Origin of the sequence: Bradyrhizobium sp. LA6.8 (assembly GCF_040547935.1) — a bacterium.
In the GTDB taxonomy this organism is placed as follows: Bacteria; Pseudomonadota; Alphaproteobacteria; order Rhizobiales; family Xanthobacteraceae; genus Bradyrhizobium; species Bradyrhizobium barranii.
The window spans coordinates 120,198-136,287 of the sequence record NZ_JBEPQQ010000014.1 but is presented as its reverse complement, the minus strand read 5'-3'; the positions used below and the strand labels follow the sequence as shown (position 1 = coordinate 136,287).

The 16,090-nt window shown below is 57.5% G+C and carries 16 protein-coding genes and 1 pseudogene; 3 read left to right on the top strand and 14 right to left on the bottom strand.

Features of this window, described 5'->3' with window-relative positions:
- The first annotated feature begins 148 nt into the window (after positions 1 to 148).
- Positions 149 to 1,528 carry an IS110 family RNA-guided transposase gene (locus ABIA90_RS42105; RefSeq protein ID WP_354116489.1) on the top strand — a complete coding sequence of 460 codons (1,380 nt, stop codon included), beginning with the start codon at positions 149 to 151 and terminating at the stop codon, positions 1,526 to 1,528.
- Between the two features lie 2 nt (positions 1,529 to 1,530).
- Here the strand turns inward: ABIA90_RS42105 and ABIA90_RS42100 are convergent.
- Positions 1,531 to 1,788: pseudogene (locus tag ABIA90_RS42100) on the bottom strand (transposase); the annotation flags it as partial.
- On the opposite strand from ABIA90_RS42100, the gene ABIA90_RS42095 reads away from it, so the two are divergent.
- Positions 1,787 to 2,287 carry an OprD family outer membrane porin gene (locus tag ABIA90_RS42095; RefSeq protein WP_354116490.1) on the top strand — a complete coding sequence of 167 codons (501 nt, stop codon included), beginning with the start codon at positions 1,787 to 1,789 and terminating at the stop codon, positions 2,285 to 2,287. The pseudogene ABIA90_RS42100 and the gene ABIA90_RS42095 overlap by 2 nt on opposite strands.
- 91 nt (positions 2,288 to 2,378) lie before the next feature.
- On the opposite strand, the gene ABIA90_RS42090 is transcribed toward ABIA90_RS42095, so the two are convergent.
- The 3 genes from ABIA90_RS42090 to ABIA90_RS42080 all read right to left on the bottom strand — a co-directional run bounded on the left by ABIA90_RS42090 (position 2,379) and on the right by ABIA90_RS42080 (position 6,116).
- Positions 2,379 to 3,092, bottom strand: coding sequence for a Bax inhibitor-1/YccA family protein (locus ABIA90_RS42090; RefSeq protein ID WP_354116491.1), 714 nt, complete (start codon positions 3,090 to 3,092; stop codon positions 2,379 to 2,381).
- A gap of 192 nt (positions 3,093 to 3,284) precedes the next feature.
- Complete coding sequence (locus ABIA90_RS42085) at positions 3,285 to 4,286, bottom strand: phospholipase D-like domain-containing protein (protein ID WP_354116492.1); 1,002 nt, start codon at positions 4,284 to 4,286, stop codon at positions 3,285 to 3,287.
- Positions 4,287 to 4,322: 36 nt separating this feature from the next.
- On the bottom strand, positions 4,323 to 6,116 hold the full coding sequence (locus ABIA90_RS42080; RefSeq protein ID WP_354116493.1) for an ABC transporter ATP-binding protein: 1,794 nt from the start codon (positions 6,114 to 6,116) through the stop codon (positions 4,323 to 4,325).
- Between the two features lie 277 nt (positions 6,117 to 6,393).
- Here ABIA90_RS42080 and ABIA90_RS42075 point away from each other — a divergent pair, with 277 nt between their 5' ends.
- Positions 6,394 to 6,708 (top strand): hypothetical protein, encoded by a 315-nt coding sequence (locus ABIA90_RS42075; RefSeq protein ID WP_354116494.1) that lies wholly within the window; start codon positions 6,394 to 6,396, stop codon positions 6,706 to 6,708.
- Positions 6,709 to 6,783: 75 nt separating this feature from the next.
- On the opposite strand, the gene ABIA90_RS42070 is transcribed toward ABIA90_RS42075, so the two are convergent.
- From ABIA90_RS42070 to ABIA90_RS42025, 10 genes are all read right to left on the bottom strand, one after another.
- Entirely contained in the window at positions 6,784 to 7,293 is a 510-nt protein-coding gene (locus ABIA90_RS42070) for a hypothetical protein (protein WP_354121715.1), read from the bottom strand.
- Between the two features lie 751 nt (positions 7,294 to 8,044).
- Positions 8,045 to 8,578: an HlyD family secretion protein gene (locus ABIA90_RS42065; RefSeq protein WP_354121714.1), complete on the bottom strand. Its 534-nt coding sequence runs from the start codon at positions 8,576 to 8,578 to the stop codon at positions 8,045 to 8,047.
- 39 nt (positions 8,579 to 8,617) lie between these two features.
- Positions 8,618 to 9,202, bottom strand: a complete 585-nt coding sequence (locus ABIA90_RS42060) for an HlyD family secretion protein (protein ID WP_354116498.1) — start codon at positions 9,200 to 9,202, stop codon at positions 8,618 to 8,620.
- A gap of 96 nt (positions 9,203 to 9,298) precedes the next feature.
- Positions 9,299 to 9,562, bottom strand: a complete 264-nt coding sequence (locus tag ABIA90_RS42055) for a DUF3302 domain-containing protein (protein WP_354116499.1) — start codon at positions 9,560 to 9,562, stop codon at positions 9,299 to 9,301.
- 346 nt (positions 9,563 to 9,908) lie between these two features.
- Entirely contained in the window at positions 9,909 to 10,667 is a 759-nt protein-coding gene (locus ABIA90_RS42050; RefSeq protein ID WP_354116500.1) for a c-type cytochrome, read from the bottom strand.
- Between the two features lie 59 nt (positions 10,668 to 10,726).
- Entirely contained in the window at positions 10,727 to 12,373 is a 1,647-nt protein-coding gene (locus ABIA90_RS42045) for a cbb3-type cytochrome c oxidase subunit I (RefSeq protein WP_354121713.1), read from the bottom strand.
- Positions 12,339 to 12,887 carry a cupredoxin domain-containing protein gene (locus tag ABIA90_RS42040; RefSeq protein WP_354116502.1) on the bottom strand — a complete coding sequence of 183 codons (549 nt, stop codon included), beginning with the start codon at positions 12,885 to 12,887 and terminating at the stop codon, positions 12,339 to 12,341. The genes ABIA90_RS42045 and ABIA90_RS42040 overlap by 35 nt, the downstream gene beginning before the upstream one ends.
- Positions 12,884 to 13,099 carry a hypothetical protein gene (locus ABIA90_RS42035; protein WP_354116503.1) on the bottom strand — a complete coding sequence of 72 codons (216 nt, stop codon included), beginning with the start codon at positions 13,097 to 13,099 and terminating at the stop codon, positions 12,884 to 12,886. Before ABIA90_RS42035 ends, ABIA90_RS42040 begins: the two co-directional genes overlap by 4 nt.
- A gap of 13 nt (positions 13,100 to 13,112) precedes the next feature.
- Positions 13,113 to 15,341 carry a xanthine dehydrogenase family protein molybdopterin-binding subunit gene (locus ABIA90_RS42030; protein WP_354116504.1) on the bottom strand — a complete coding sequence of 743 codons (2,229 nt, stop codon included), beginning with the start codon at positions 15,339 to 15,341 and terminating at the stop codon, positions 13,113 to 13,115.
- The gene (locus tag ABIA90_RS42025; protein ID WP_354116505.1) at positions 15,338 to 15,808 is read right to left on the bottom strand and encodes a (2Fe-2S)-binding protein; all 471 of its coding nucleotides are present in this window, start codon (positions 15,806 to 15,808) and stop codon (positions 15,338 to 15,340) included. Before ABIA90_RS42025 ends, ABIA90_RS42030 begins: the two co-directional genes overlap by 4 nt.
- Between the last annotated feature and the right edge of the window lie 282 nt (positions 15,809 to 16,090).

Sequence of the window (16,090 nt, the reverse complement as noted above, 5' to 3'; positions counted from 1 at the left end):
GATTTTGGTGGCATTTAACCCCGTCAAAAAACCTGGTCCATGAGCTGTTGCGGACTTGAGAGTGGTGACGCCGCATAGGCGATCCCGTTTAGGAATCTGATTAATTGCGCAACTCAGCCCTTCCGCCCTGTCAGCAGGAGGATTGGAGATGAACCGCAAGAAGTCGAAGTCCAAGGTCGACCGTACCATGCCCATGGTGCACCCGAACGCGGCTGCCATCGATGTTGGTGCGACTATGCACATGGCTGCCGTAGGAGCGGATCGCGTACTCGAGCCAGTACGCAGTTTTGGCACCTTCACGGCCGATCTCGATCAACTAGTAAAGTGGTTTGTGGAATGCGGCGTCGAGACCGTCGTCATGGAGTCAACCAGCGTCTATTGGATTCCGATCTTTGAGCTTCTCGATGCACGAGGATTTGCCGTGTTTCTTGTCAACGCGCGCGATGCCAAGCATGTGCCCGGGCGCAAGACCGATGTCAGCGATGCCCAGTGGCTGCAGCGGCTCCATTCGTTCGGACTGCTGCGGGCGAGCTTTCGGCCCAAAGGGCAAATTGCGGAGCTGCGAGCCTACGTGCGTCAGCGTGAGCGTCTGCTGGAATACGCCGCCTCACACATCCAGCATATGCAAAAAGCACTGACCGAGATGAATCTTCAACTCCACCACGTTGTGGCCGACATCACGGGCACGACTGGCCTGCGCATCATTCGCGCGATCCTTGCCGGCGAGCGCGATCCAGAGGCGCTGGCGTGTTTGCGCCATTACAGTTGCCACTCCAGTGTCGAGACTATTGCGAAGGCGCTCACCGGAAGCTACCGCGCGGAGCATCTGTTTGCGCTCGATCAGGCACTCGCGCTTTACGACGCTTACCATGAGAAAGCATCTGCCTGCGACGTCCGAATCGAGACTGTGTTGAAGGAACTCATTATCCATAGGGGTCATGATCATGGATCAGCGCCGCCGGTCTCGCGGCGTCGGAACAGAACCGATCAAGCGAACGCTCTGGCGTTCGACGTCCGCGCGTCGTTGTTTGGGCTGCTCGGAAAGGACGTCACCACCATCGACGGCCTCGGTCCTTACCTCTCGCTGAAGCTGATCGCAGAATGCGGCGACGACCTTACCTCATGGCCAAGTGCAAAGCATTTTACCTCCTGGCTGGGGTTGGCGCCGAGCAATAAGGTCTCCGGGGGCAAAATGCTCTCGTCACGAACGCGCCGGTCCGGTGGTCGGGCCGCGGCTCTTATGCGCCTTGCTGCCGTAACCGTAGGACGCACCGACACCGCGCTCGGCGCCTTCTATAGAAGACTGTCGTCCCGCATCGGCAAGGCCAAGGCAGTCACCGCGACGGCCCGCAAGATCGCAGTCCTGTTCTACAACGCTGTCCGTCACGGAATGGACTACGTCGATCCCGGCGCCTCGTCCTACGAGACACGCTACCGTACGCGAGTGATCAACAATTTGCACCGACGTGCCAAGATATTCGGCTTTGTTCTGCAGCCCTTGGAACCGGGAGCTGGTGCCGTTTCTTAGGAATCGTTCTCCAGCGTCAGCTCGCCGATCTTTGCGTGCAGCGACTTTACGTCCACGGCCGGCGCGGCGGGCGTCACACTTCCAGATCCGAAAACCTCCGAAGCTCCGCCCTCGAGCTGGGCCTTCCACGCCGTAATCTGATTGGGATGGACGTCAAACTGCTCGGCCAGTTGAGCTATCGTTCGGTCGCCCTTCACGGCGGCGAGTGCCACCTTGGCCTTGAAAGCCGGCGTGTGGTTCCGGCGCGGTCGTCTGCTCATGGTCTCTCCTGTTCGCGGCGATTATCGCCGCCGTCAGGCAGAAACTCCACTTATCCTCCTGTTCAAATTTGCGGAGCCAGCTCTGACGTTACCCGTCGTCGGGTCGATGACTGGTCCGGGATCTAGTCTTTATGCGCCGTTCGGTGCAAATCCAAATTACACCGCGATGCAGCAATTGCTGTTCACTAACGCGAACGAAAAGGCCATTGGCGGAAGCATTGCTTACGCGTTCGATACGATGGCTCTTTCCGGGCTTAGCGCCGGAGTGTGGTATACGCGTGGTTGGGGCGCCATCGACATTGTCACCAACGCAGGAATACCTGATCGAAGCGAGTTGGATCTTTGGATACAGTATCGTCCCACGGAAGGCCTCCTGAAGGGCTTTCGTCTTAAGGCGCAATACGCAAATGTCTGGCAGCAAGGCAACGTGCGGAATACCCAACCGGAAGTTCAGTTCATCGTCGACTATACGGTACTATTCCGTCCACCGCCTCGCTGACATCGTGAGTGTTTCGCAGACCAAACCGTCGGACGACGCAATCTGGCACCAATAGTAGCCGCAGTTTCGTCCCCGAGAATTATTCGTTACTCTAGCGTCGACCGCCCATCAGGCGCAGCATCATCATGAACAAGTTGATGAAGTTGAGATAGAGCGACAGCGCGCCCATCACGGCCTTGCGGCCTTCCGAAGTGCCGTCATCGCTGCGATCGTACATCCCCCCAATTCGCTGGGTATCGTAGGCCGTGAGGCCTGCAAAGACACCAACGCCGATAATGGAAATCATCCAGTCCAGCCCGCTCGATCTCAACAATAGATTAACCAGGCTTGCTATGATGATGCCGATCAGGCCCATGATCAGGAAAGTGCCAAATCCCGACAGGTTTCGCTTTGTAGAGTAACCCCAGATGCTGAGCGCGCCGAAGGCCGCCGCCGTAATAAAGAAGACCCGTGTGATCGAGGACTCCGTGTAGATGTGGAAGATCGTCGACAATGAAATCCCGACAAGGGCCGCGTAAAGGAAGAAAAATCCTCGCGCAGCTTGCGCCGACAACGTGTTGATCCGGGCACTGATAAAGAACACCAGTCCCAGCGGCGCCAGCATGAAAACCCACATCAGCGGGCTCTGAAGCAATTCGGGGCCGGTGAACTGATAAGTCAAAAATGCGGTCGCGCCGGTCAGGCCGACGCCGACGGCCATGTAGTTGTATACACGTAACATGAAAGCGCGAAGACCAACGTCTATCGCCGCGACGCCGTTTGCGGAGAAGCCGGGCGCGGCTACGTTCGGATCGTAGTTAGACATGAGGCGTTTCCTTTCTGATAGGCTCCTTCGGTAAGTCGCGAGTGGGAGCTTTCCGTAGCTTAAGCCAATTCACGCGGAATATGAGCAGCCTCGCCAAAGGATTTGCGCACTTCAAACTCGAAAAAGAAAGCAGACGTCTAGTGAGATGCTAAGCAATTTCGGCAGGAAGGGACCAATTGTCCTCTCCGTCGTTCAAGCCCTGTCTTGCTTGGGGTGACCCAGAACCAAAACGTCAGCATCCTTGCTGCCATGCTTCTCCAGGTCGGCTAATACTCCCGCGTCGGACAAATCGAGCGTCCGCGAATTCTTCCAGTCACGGCGTGAAACCTCCACGAGACGCTTCAATACTCGCTTCGACTTGGTTTCAATCGCGAGCTCGCGTCTTGAGTCGAAACTGCCCGGACTAAGGTTAATCGACCCGACTATCGCTTGTTTTCCATCCGCGATCAGAATCTTGCCGTGCAATTTGAGGTGCCTTAACAAATGAACCGTTGCACCAACGTCGTGCATGATGCGCAATCCACCGATGCCTTCAGCGAGCTTCTTCCCCGACAGCTTATGCGGTGCTCGCGCCATGATCCGGACCCGAACGCCGCGGTTTACTGCACGAACCAGTCTTTCGACGATGACTGTATCCTGATAGCGTTCATTTTGAAGCCAGAGTGACTTCTTCGCTTCGTCAATGATGGTCGCGATCCGCTCGCGACCGTTATTGGGACACCAAATCAGATGTGATTTCGGGTCAGGTTTGAACGTTTTTCGAGCCCAGTCGGCGTCGAAGCATAGTATCATTTCCTGGACTTCTCTCTTTTTAGTCGTGGTCACTGCGTAGTCACGGGTTTCCGTCAGATCGCGCGGTTCCCAATTGAGCGATTCCACAAAGCCGATCTTGTCATCGATGACCATCGACTTCTGATGAGTGAGAGCAAACGCGGCGCTGCTATCGCGCACCTCAATGCCGGCGGCGAGAAGCGCTTTTCGGGCCGCTTCATTTTCGCTTTTGCCGTTTCGGCGTGCCGGATTGAGCATCACCCGAACTTTGACTCCACGTTGCTTGGCTGCGATCACCGCACGGAGCAGTGTCGGCTCCGTGAACAGGAACATCCTGATGTTCAGCGAGCGCTTCGCGGCATTGATCGGCTGCAGAATGGCGTCCACCGTATCGTCCGGAAGAACAATAAGCGTATGCGACATTATGTTGCTCCTGGACGAGGTCAAGAATGCACAGTGCTAGGCTGCATGGGCGGGCGAAGCTTTCATCGATTCATACTGGATGCGATGGAGCTCGGCGTAAACGCCATCACGAGCAAGTAGCTCGCTGTGCGAACCCTCTTCCGCGACTACACCGTCTTTGAGAACGACAATCTTGTCCGCCTCGCTTATAGTGCTCAGGCGATGTGCGATCATGATGACGGTGCGGCCCTTCATCAATTGTCGCAGACCTTCGATAACGAGGCGCTCTGACTCGGTATCAAGCGCCGCGGTTGGTTCGTCCAGAATCATGATCGGACTGTTGCGAATGACCGCGCGCGCTATGCCAATGCGTTGTCGCTGCCCGCCCGAAAGCGTGTCACCGCGCTCTCCCACAAACGTGTCGTATCCGTGGGGCATGCGGCCGATGAATTCGTCCGCGTTGGCAACTTTCGCAGCGGTGATGACTTCTTCATCGGTTGCCCCGGGCCGTCCATAAGCGATGTTTTCCCGGATCGACCCGCGGAAAAGCACGGTTTCCTGCAATACGAAGCCAACCTGAGTGCGCAACGCGTCGAGCTTTAAGGTTGCCACGTCGACGCCATCGATCAAAATGCGCCCACTGTTGGGATCGTAAAAGCGCGGGACCAGGCTCAGCACCGTCGATTTGCCGGAACCGGTCGGACCGACGATGCCTACGACCTGGCCGGCCTCGATCGTGAACGAAACATCGCGCAAAACCTGTGTCTCGTCGTCGTAACCAAATGCGATATGCTCGAATGTGATCGCGCCCTTGACGCGGCCTGGATTGACCGCATTCGGGACCTCACGAATGATTTCATCTGCTGATAGTATCGTTTGGATACGCTCGAGTGCGACCGTCGTCTGTGCAATTGCGCTGGTCATGCTTGCGAGATCCTTGACCGGCTTAAAGAACTTCGCGAGATAGGCAAGATAGACCGTCAGAGCGCCAGCTGTCATCGTGCCCGCGACGATCAGAGACGTCCCCCTCCACAGCACGATGGCCGTGCAGATCGCGACCACGATGGCGACCATGGGTGACAGCATCGACTTGATTTGCCGGGCCTTGAGGGCGGCTTCGACTGTGGCGTGGCTCGCTGCTTCAAGATTGGCGACTTCCAGGTCCTGGCGTCCGAAGGCCTTGACGGCTCGAACCGATCCCAGTCCCTCCTGAACAACAGCGACGACTTCACTCTGCCTGGCTCGAACAGCTCGCGTGACCTCCTTGACGGCCTTTTTGAAATGGACGACTGCCATCAGCAGAAAGGGCGTGATGGCGAGTGCTATCAAGGTGAAATCCCAATCGAGCCAGAACATCAGGCCGATCATGAACACGATGGTGATTATGTCCACAATGATACTCAGCGTTGATGATGACGCAAAACTCTGAATCGTTGCAACGTCGCTGGTGATGGTCGACATCAGCGCGCCGGTCTTCGCCGTATCGTAGAATCGCAATGAAAGCCGATGAAGATGCTCGTAAATACGAATTCGCAGATCGTTGGCGACCCATTGCCCGACACTTGTCGTGTAGTAATTGTCAATATAGGTCGCGACCGCGCCGATAACCGCAATGACCAGGGTGGCGACGCCCGCAAACAGCGCAACGCCGAGGGTATGGCGTCCAAAGCCGTAATTATGCGCCCAAGCCAGCCACTCAGGCAGGTGGTGCTTTCCGAGCGCGTCGTCAAGGACGAGCTTTAGCGGCCAGGGTGCTGCGAGGCTCGCGACGATCTCCGCCAGCATCGCGGCAAAGACGACCGCGAGCCAACCGCGGTAGGGTCGAAGTAGCCCAAGCACCAGACGCGTCATTCGCACGCTCCATCCGCCGAGCAGATTGGTCCGGCAAAACTGCCGTCCCGTCGCAATCGTTGCAGCTGCTCAGCTCCGAAGAATCGTCGTTCCTGTTCGATTATGCTATGCAAAATCGGCAACCGCCGTGAGAAAGTCCTGACCGAACCCCGCAGTAGCGTGCGTCGCGGCCATCGGGTCGGATTATGCATAGACAAGAGAGGCTCCTTCGAGTGAATGAACTAGCCGGACATGCACTTGCGGCATGTCTTGGCTGAACAAGCCAGGGAGTACGAGGATGCCCTTTACGATCGCAATGATCGCTCTAAGTTCGCAACTGGTCGTCGCAGTCGCCGATGGCGTTCCGGTATTCGACGTTACCCAAAGCTGCAAACTCGACGTGGCTGCAACGACTGGACTTAGCAACAATCAGTCGATCAAGGCTTGCGTCAGCGATGAAAACAGGGCGCGGAAGATGCTTGGAAACCAATGGTCAAAATTTTCCGCCTCTAGCAAGGCAGAGTGCATACCGCAGGAGAGCGTCGGCGGAGCGCCGAGTTATGTTAGCCTGCAAACATGCCTGCAAATGAATATATGGGTGCAGGCGAAATAGGTCAGGCAGGGCAGTGGAATTCGCGCAGCACGGTTCGACTTGGCGCGCTTCAAAACCGTCGCTCCGCCGGGAGCTCTATTGACGCCGTGCGGTCCTCTGCTGTTGGAGCGCGTTGTCCATCGTCATCTCGATCCAGGCAGGACCTGAAAGGCCTTGGCGTTTTGCGATGATGTTGACCGCGTCGACGACAGCAGGCGTGAGTGGCACATTGATGATTATGTCGAGGCCGCTTTCGAGGCTATATACCAGCCTCGTAGCTTGACCGGAGAAACGCTGAACAAGCGAAGTCTTTTCCGAGTCTGTCAGTCCTGCCTCGCCAGCGATCATCGTGCAGTAGGCGCCGATGAAATGGTCTATAATAAGCACTTTTGACAGGCCGTCCCGTCGCAGGGTGCTGATTGCAGTGTTGAGCAAGCCGACGTCGACCATTGCGTTGGCATTGGGAAGAAGACCTGTGACTTGCTCAAGTGTGGCGGGAGAACTGGGTGAAAAAGGGTTGGTGCACTCGAACTTTTCCGCTGCGACAGCGGGCACGAGCGTGAGGAGAAGGAACGTGAATTTTAGCAGGAACTGGATCTTGTGCATGGCTGGGGTCCTTTGCAACCCGTGAACGGATGTCCTTGATTGAGACGTGCACAAAAACGCCGATAGCCCAGCAAGATGCGTCGCGAGTAGAACCGAAAGTATGCCAACCATTGTTGCGACGGCCGCGGGATTGACCGTGCGCAACGGCCCAAAAAAAGCAATACGAAAACGAAGCACTTCTTGACAATCGCGGCCGTCAAAATCGGTGCGCGGACATCAGGAACGAGCCCGGCGTAGACCGTCAGAGAGCAGAAAATGAACAGCAAGGCATTGGCCGCCCGTGCGTCGAGTACGATCATTTCAGTGTTTTCAAATACCCAATGATGCTTTTGCGTAACGCTTCATTCGGAAACCCGCCGATCATTCGCGTGATTGCAGGGTGTCCGGTTCTTTGTGTGAGAAAAGCCGCGGGATCAGCGAGAAATTGGAGAAGGTTCACGTCAGACCATATGAGTCCCTTCGCGCCAGCCTCGACATAGGAGGGCGAATACGCATATCCGCTTGCTGTGCCACCTCTCCTTCCAATGACACCAAAAAGCCCTGGCCCGTAGCCATTCTGTCCGGATGCCGTAGGGTGGCAGGCGGCGCAGTTGTTATCAAAATCAGATCTTCCAAGTCCGGCCGCGACAGAAGATGCGAGGCCGTTCCGTTCGCTTGTGCTGAAATCGCGACGTCCGGCACAATCGAGAAGAGCATGCCAAAAAATAGAAGGCCCATCGGCGGTGACAATTTGGTCACGATACGCACCCTGTCAGAAATTGATCGGATAGAGCCAGTTGAACCAGGAATGAGCGCGAATGGAGAGTTTGCGTAGCACGGCCCAAGCGCCGTATTCTCCCCCAGTGTAGATTGCGGCTGAACCCTGGGCACCGATCGTGAACTCAGTTTGATCGGAGTGGTCCAGTTGTATCTTTACGGCATATTGTCCCTGGGGAACGTTTGGCGGCGGTTGCTGGAACTTGGGAATGTCGTCGCTCGGCAAATATTGACCTATACCGTTGCCGCGCCAGATCGTGTCCACTCTTCCAGAAAAGAGTTGACCGGGATAAAGGTCGAGCGAAACGTCGACAGTCTGGCCTTCTTTCACGTATTTGAGGTTCTCCTGAAAGAATGTTGCCAGAAAGTAGCGATCCGCATCTGCGATGAAAGCGGCTATCCCGCCGACGCGGTAAATCCCGGCGACCATTCCAGGGCGAACCTGTAGATTGATCATACGGCCGTCCTCTGGCGCAGTCAGAGTGGTGTTGTCCAGATAGTACCGGGCCAGCTGAAGTTGTGCTTCCATGTTGGCAACTGCTGTATTGACCCCGTCAATCTCGGATTTCTATTGCAATGTGGCCCGCTGGAGCTGAGCCAATGCTGCATCGTTGGTAGCTTCAGCGGCATTCACGCGAGTCAGCCACTGCTCGACGTCCTCCTCACGCACGGCCTGCACCTGGGCCAGCTTGTCAAATATCCGTTTCTGATACTGCGCGTACTCAAACTCCACCTTGGCCTTCTTGGCGCCTTGGGCTGCCGCATCGACGTCCGATTTCAATACGCCGACGTTTTGCTTGGCCGCAGCGAGCTGAGCAGCGATCTGGTCGACTTTGTATTGGTAGGGACGGCGGTCGAATTGAAAGAGCGTTTGGCCCTTCTTGACTGGGACATCTTCATCAACAAGCACCGCCTCCACGAGTGTGGGCTCGGGTAGGCGCGGCACGAGTTGAATCGTCCGTTGAACGACGGTCGCATTGACGGAGTAAGGCGTTACGAATCGGAGGCCTATCAGGAACACCAGCATCAGATGGACAACAAAGAAGCCGAAGATGACTCCCCAGCCTGGCGTTAGCCTGATGAGTTTGAGCCTGAAGAAGACAAGCCAAAACACAAAACCAGCAAAAGTGCGAACGAGAAGAGCGGCCATCATGACGGCATCTCTCCATGCTGCGTTTCCGTTTTTGCAATCGCCGGCGGCGTGTTGCCGGTCATCGTTTCAATCATCGCCTCAGTTTCGAGTTTCCGTTCATGCGGTAGATAGCGAACGTCGATGACCATGGTCGGCCTGAAAGCCCAGGCGAGAGCTTGAACCCACGGACGCCGCAAGAAATCCGACCCAGCCCATGAGATAAACCGCCTCAGCCTCGGGATGATTGCGGGCGATCGCGATGCGTCCAGGCAGGCCCAAGACAAACACTCCGAGGCCGAGGCCGGCTGCGGTGAGAACAAACAGAGTCAGGAAGGTCACATAGTCCCAGAAACCAAGGGAAAAGCCCAGCAAAGCTTCCATGACGTCCCTCGTGGACAGCAGGACAAGGAGAGGTAAACATCGCGATCGGTTCGGCTTCCAAGGACTATGCAATTTCGGCGGGACAGGGAAAAGTTCTAAAGTTCACGGAGGCCGTTTGGTGAGCCAGGCGATGAACTATTCGTCCCTGTTGCCTGTTGCCTGTTGCCTGCTGTCAACGGAACGCGTGGTCCGCTCAATCCAGCTATTTTCCGGGCAGGTGCGCGCTGCATTCGATGCGATGGGTTAGGAAGAGGAGGCGCAGTTCAAGCCTATCCAGCCGACGCGCGCGTGCTCGTAAGCCGGGTCGCGACATAGGTGCTCCTACAAATGGTCACCCGCGACAGCCTCACTTCCTGGCAGCGTTGTTTACGTTCGAGTAGTAGGCGGCGAGCAGCATGATCTCCTCACCAGTTAGTTGGCTGGCAACACTTCGCATCTGCTTACTGATGTCGTTGCGCCGATTTCCGTCTTTAAAGGACTGCATCTGCAGTTCGAGATAGGCGCGCTGCTGGCGTTGAAGCCCCGGGGCGCCAGGTATGAAGCCGAGCGGCCCGTGGCAGGAAGCGCAAGGCGCTATACCGCGAATTGGGTCACCCACCTCAGTCAGGCGGCCGACGACCGTGTCGGAAACGTTATGTGGGTTCGAAATGTCGCCGCTCGGATTGGGCAAGGATGCGTAGTGTACGGCAAGATCGAGCAGGTTTTGCTCGGACAATTCAGAAACATATACCCCCATCACCGCGGCATCGCGCTTGCCGCTCTGGAAATCCTTCAGTTGCTTGTAGATCGCTGTAGCGCTTTGGCCGGCCAGATTTGGAATGATCGCATCTGAGCTTATTCCGTCGGTGCCGTGGCAGTTGTTACAGGACTTGGCGATTCCAGCTCCCGCGATTAAGTCTCCCCGTGCAAGATTTCGCCTTGTTTCGGTCGTCCAGGCAACCATCGAAGCAGGTTGACCGGCTATCGAAGGCGATACCGGCGCATTGCCGTTCGGCAGGCCGACCGCGCGGCAAATAGCACGCCACAAATCGACGCCTTCGGGGTCTCGTTGGGCGGAGGGAAGCCAGACAAAACCAACGGTGAGCGCAAGGAGGAATAGTCCCACCGTAGCGCCAATCCATATGGCGAACCGGGAATCGTGTGAAGATGGTTGGTTACCGCTGGTCATTCGGTGGAGACTTGAAAAGCGGGTACGGCAGTTCTGTTGAGAAAAACGAACTGCACTATCGGGTAGCCGTAGTTTGCGACGGTCAGAGCCAAGACGAGCAACGCCCATATCCCGAAGCTGTTCAAGGATTGCGGGAGCCACCGAGGCGGATAAACCGCGAGCGAAAACTTAAGAGGTGGAATGGTAGCCGTTAGCCCGCCGCGATGGGACGCAAGCAGAACACCAATCAGCAACAGTGCCGAGAAAACAAGAACGAAACCACCGATGGCGGATACGCTGACCCAGATGCCTTGCGAAGACAGGGCGGAATTGCCGAAATCGTAGTAGGCCATGCGACGGGGCTGCCCCATCACTCCGACCAGATGCCACGGCAGAGTGACGATCAGCATTCCCACGAACCAGGTCCATAATTGGAGCCGAACCAGCCTCGGCGCAGCGAGCGGTCGACCGGTCAATCGCGGCCAAAGTTCGTATGCGATGGCGAAGTACATGATAACGACTGCTCCACCATAAATCAGGTGGAAGTGGCCAGTAACCCACTGCGTGTTGTGTACCGTCGAATTCAGTACGTAGCTCATGTTGATGATGCCGCTGGCACCGCCAAGTCCCAGCATGACCATCGAAAACCCCGAAGCGAGCACAAACGGACGATCCCACGGCAAGGCGACGATCCAGCCGAACGGGCCTCGACCGCCGCGTAGCCGGCCGGCAATTTCGAGTGAGGCGCAAATCGTGAAGATCGTGAGCAACGTTGGCACCGCCACCATTCCGGTGAAGACTGCATGAAGAAACTTAAAGCCCGCACCGATCTGGGGATCGACAAACAAATGATGGATGCCGATCGGCATCGAGAAAACGAGGAGCTGTAAGAACGCAATGCGACCCATCTTGTCACTATACAGGCGACCGCCGGCGGCCTGCGGCAGCAAAACATAGAACGATATGTAGGTGGGTATCAGCCAGAAATAGACGATAGCGTGAAGAGTCCAGGAAAAGAGCAGCCGAGCAAGTCCGGGATCGATCGTTTGCATCCAGCCGAAGGCGTTGGGCAAAATGAGAAACGCGATCTCCGATCCGGCTCCGAGCGACGTCCATCCCCAGAGCAACGCGCCTGCGGTCGTGGCGAACATTGCGAGCGGCACCGGTAGACCCGGATGATCCAACTTCCATCGCCTGAAATGCCAGACCATCAGCCCGATCCAGATCCAGGAACCAAGAATGGCGACCAGGATACCAAGGTAGTAATAAGGGCTTCCCAACATTGGTGGATAGAAAGTGTAGAGAACCGTTGCTTTCCCAGCGGCAGCCGTCACAAAGGCCAACACAGCCCCGGCGATCACTAATACGAGGGACATCCACGCAAGCGGTAGGCCGCGCATCGGGTTGCCGAGCGATACCGCGCAAATAGCGTACCCGAATCCCATCGCGATCAATGTCGGGAAAACATACGCGAACATAGTGCCGTGCTCTGTGACGGCCCGGTAATACAGTTCCGGATCTACCCATCGATGAAGCGGGCTGCGGACCAGCATTTGCCACGCGCCAAGCGGAATCGCGACGGCGAAAGCGGCAAATGCGGCCCAGAAATGCGCCAGAACTAGTCGATTGCTACCCTGCACAGGACGCTCGCGGTTGACCATCATAGGACTTGGCAAATTCCGGTCGGTCGACAACTTTGACGTGAGCCCACATGCCTTCGTGACCGACGCTGCAATATTCGTGACACGGCATCAAATGATCTCCCGCGTTGTCGAACTGCGTCCGTATCTCGGCGATGAATCCCGGCACCACCATGCTGTTCACGTTCGTGCCCATGATGAGAAATCCGTGCACGACGTCGGGGCTGGTCACACGGAAAATGACAGCGGTCTTGGCGGGAACGACTATGCAGGAGGGAATGAACGAGTATTGCTGCGCAATGACGCGCACGATCACGGAGCCGTCAGGCTGAACTGCCGTGCCGAGATTCTCCTCGACGAACTCACCGGCGAGATGCAGGCGGTTGGCATCAATGGTTTCAACGTTCGATGGCGGCTGGCTTGCCCGGTGCAGGCTGCTGAATATGATCACCGCGAATACCAATCCGACGACGCCCGCGACAACATAGGACCACAGTCGTTCAGACCGTTCGATAACGTTCGGCGAGAGTTCACTCATCCGACACTGCCTCGCGGCACGAAGATGAAGAAGAAGAAAGCGATCCAGATAGTCAGCAATATTGCTACCGAAATCCCGGCGACCAACGCTGCGCCGCGAGGGCCCTCGGCCACTATTGCCAGCACCTCGTCGTCGTTGCCATGAAACGCCACGTTTTCCCGCCTAAAGGCAGCCGAGACGTGGCCTTCGATTACGGTGTCTGATGTCGACATGGAGCCTTCCCGGCTATCCGGGCTTTGTGAGATTCAGTGCTGCCAAGACTTGGGCAGGCCGGAACGGGATCGAACGCAGCCGCGCGCCCGTAGCGTCGAAGACGGCATTTGCGATTGCCGAAGGCACGACGGCCGTCGTGGGTTCACCTGCGCCCCAAGGGACTTCATTGGGTCGGTCAATCAAGTCGATGACGACATCGGGTACACCGGGAAAGGTCAGGATCGGGTAACTTCCCCAGTTGAGGCTGGTGACGGCGCTTCGGCTGAATGTCACCTTCTCAATCAGTGTACGGCTGACCGTCTGCACGATATTCCCCTCGATCTGATTGCGTAGCCCGTCGGGGTTGATGATCTGGCCGCAGTCGTGCACGGCAAATACGCGATCGACTTTGATTGCGCCCGTGGTCCGATTGACCGTCACGTCGGCGACGACGCCGACATAGGTGCGGACCAGTTCATACTTCACATAGGAGACACCGCGTCCACGCGCCAGCGGACCGGCATCGCGCGGGCGCGCGCCGCGCGGCTCCCACTTCGCGAGCTTTAGCAATCGCTCAAGCAGTTCGCGCCCGCGCTGATCGGTCAGGTAGCGCGTTCTGATTTCAAAGGGGTCGCTCGCCGTGGTGGCGGCGATTTCGTCGAGGAAGCTCTCGTTGGCGAAGGTATTTTGCAGGCGGCCCGGCGCGCGTATCCACGCCGCGGGTAACGGTTCGTCCGGAAGCCAGTGTGCAGTCAACTTGCTGCTGACGAGGTTGTACGGGATTCCCAGTCCCGCGTTGTAGATTCCAGGACCTGAGCCGAACTTCGGGAGCTTTGCGAGCGTCGCAGCGAGCAGCGTCGCGCCGGATCGTTGCATAGGCTGTTCGTTCAGAAATATGTCGGCTTCCCACCGCGTGATCCGGCCTTCGCTGTCGATGTCGGCGCTGTAGTCGAGCAGGACTGGCGGACACTTCGGATCCCAGCCGTGCTCGTCAGCGCGCATCCATTGTAGCCGAACGGGACGCCCTATCATCGTTGCGATCAGCGCTGCCTCGGAGGAGCAATCATCGGCGCCATTCCGGCCATAGCAACCCGCCCCCTCGATAAAAATGCAGCGAATACTTGCCGGTGGCAGCTGCAGCATGGTGGCGAGTTGCGGTCGGAGCAAATGGCACGCCTGCGTCGGGGTCCAGACCGTGAGAAGGCCGTCCTTGAAGTCCGCTACCGCGCAAGATGGACCAATCGATCCATGCGTATTCATGGTCATGTCATAGGTGGCCCGCAGCGTTCGGCCGCCCGGCAGTCGTGCCTCGTTGGCATTGCCGGTGCTCTGCAAAACTTCGTTGCGGTTGATCTTGGAGTTGCGTACCCACTCGAAAAGCTTGGATTCCTCGGGCAAACCGGCCCAGGCGGACCATGTTGCGACGATCGCGGTCGACGCCCTGATCGCCGCCCACTCGTCAGTCGCCACCACGGCGAGAAAATTGCCTTTGCGGACTGCGCGTAGATAGCCGGGAATTTTCCGGCACGCGTCGTCGTTCCATTTTTCGAGTGTTGCGCCGACGGCGGCAGGGTGGACAACGCGCGCATGCACCATGCCAGGCAGCTTGAAATCCTGGACGAAGCCGAAGGTCCCGAAGATCTTGGCCGGGATGTCGAGGCGAGGCACGGAAGTGCCCACGATCGTATAGTCTTTCGGGTCCTTCAGCGGAGCGTTAGAATCGATCTTCATCGTAAGCTTTTCTGCGCCAATCAATTGCGCATACGAAAGCTCCTTGCCGCCGGCGGGCGGTCTGACTGATCCGTCGCGGGCCGTCAAAGTGCTCTTCGGCACTTTGAGATTGTCTGCGGCCCGCTGCAGGAGCGCTTCGCGCGCGGTGGCGGCGGCGCGCCGAATCTGCATGCCACCGTTCTGTATCGTCAAGCTGGCGTAGGTCGGTCCCTGGTTGGGCGTGAGCTGGGTATCGCCCTGGATCATTGTCACGCTATCGAAGGCCACGCACAGCTCTTCGGCGGCGATCTGGGCGATCGCGGTGACGGCACCGGTTCCAAGCTCGACTTTTCCGGAATAGATCGTAACCCCGCCCGTCGCGTCGATCGCAATGAAACCGTTGACTTCATCGGCGGCGACGCTCTTGTCGGCAGGACGCGCTACCTCCGCGTGGATATGTCGCGGCGCGACGGCAAAAGTCACCGCCAGTGCGCCGCCACCTTTCAAAAGAGCCCGGCGCGAAAGCGGCTTGTAAGTGATCTGCGCTGTCACGCCATTTTCTCCGCAGCACGCATGACGGCGCGCAGGATACGAATGTGGGTCCCGCATTTGCAGAGATTGCCCGCGAGGGCCTGCCGGACCTGCTCTTCCGTCGGGCGTTTGGTTGTCGCGAGGAAAGCGGCGGCCTGCATGATCATGCCGTTGATGCAGTAGCCGCACTGAGCCGCCTGCTCGTCGATGAACGCCTGCTGGACCGGGTGTGGGTTTTTGACAGTACCGAGACCTTCCAGCGTCACGATTTCGGCGTCCGCAACGGCCGAGACCGGCATGACGCAGCTGCGCAGCGCCTCGCCATAGTAGTGCACCGTGCAGGCCCCGCACTGCGCCAAACCGCAGCCAAAATGCATACCGTGAAGACCGAGCTGATCGCGCAATGCGTACAGCAAAGGCATACTGGGGTCATCAACCTTCAACGTGACGGCCTTGCCATTGACGGTCAATTTGATGGTTGTGCTCATCATGCACTCAACTGAAATTGATCTACTTATAGTGCTCGCGCACGCAGGAGTGCGGGCAGACACAAGTGCCGCGCGATTGCGACCTTTCCTGCCGGTCGAAGGTTGGCCGAAGCCTCCCGCTTCCGCTATGCAACTTCGGTAGCCCCAGATGTTGGTCGCCTCCTCGAACCGACCGAGATCGAGCCGAAATCGCACGGTGCTGTGAGAGTGCATGACCCAGATGCTTCACGGGAGACCCCATTTCCCAAAGGCTCACGCTGCTGATGCCTTGATTGAGACGCC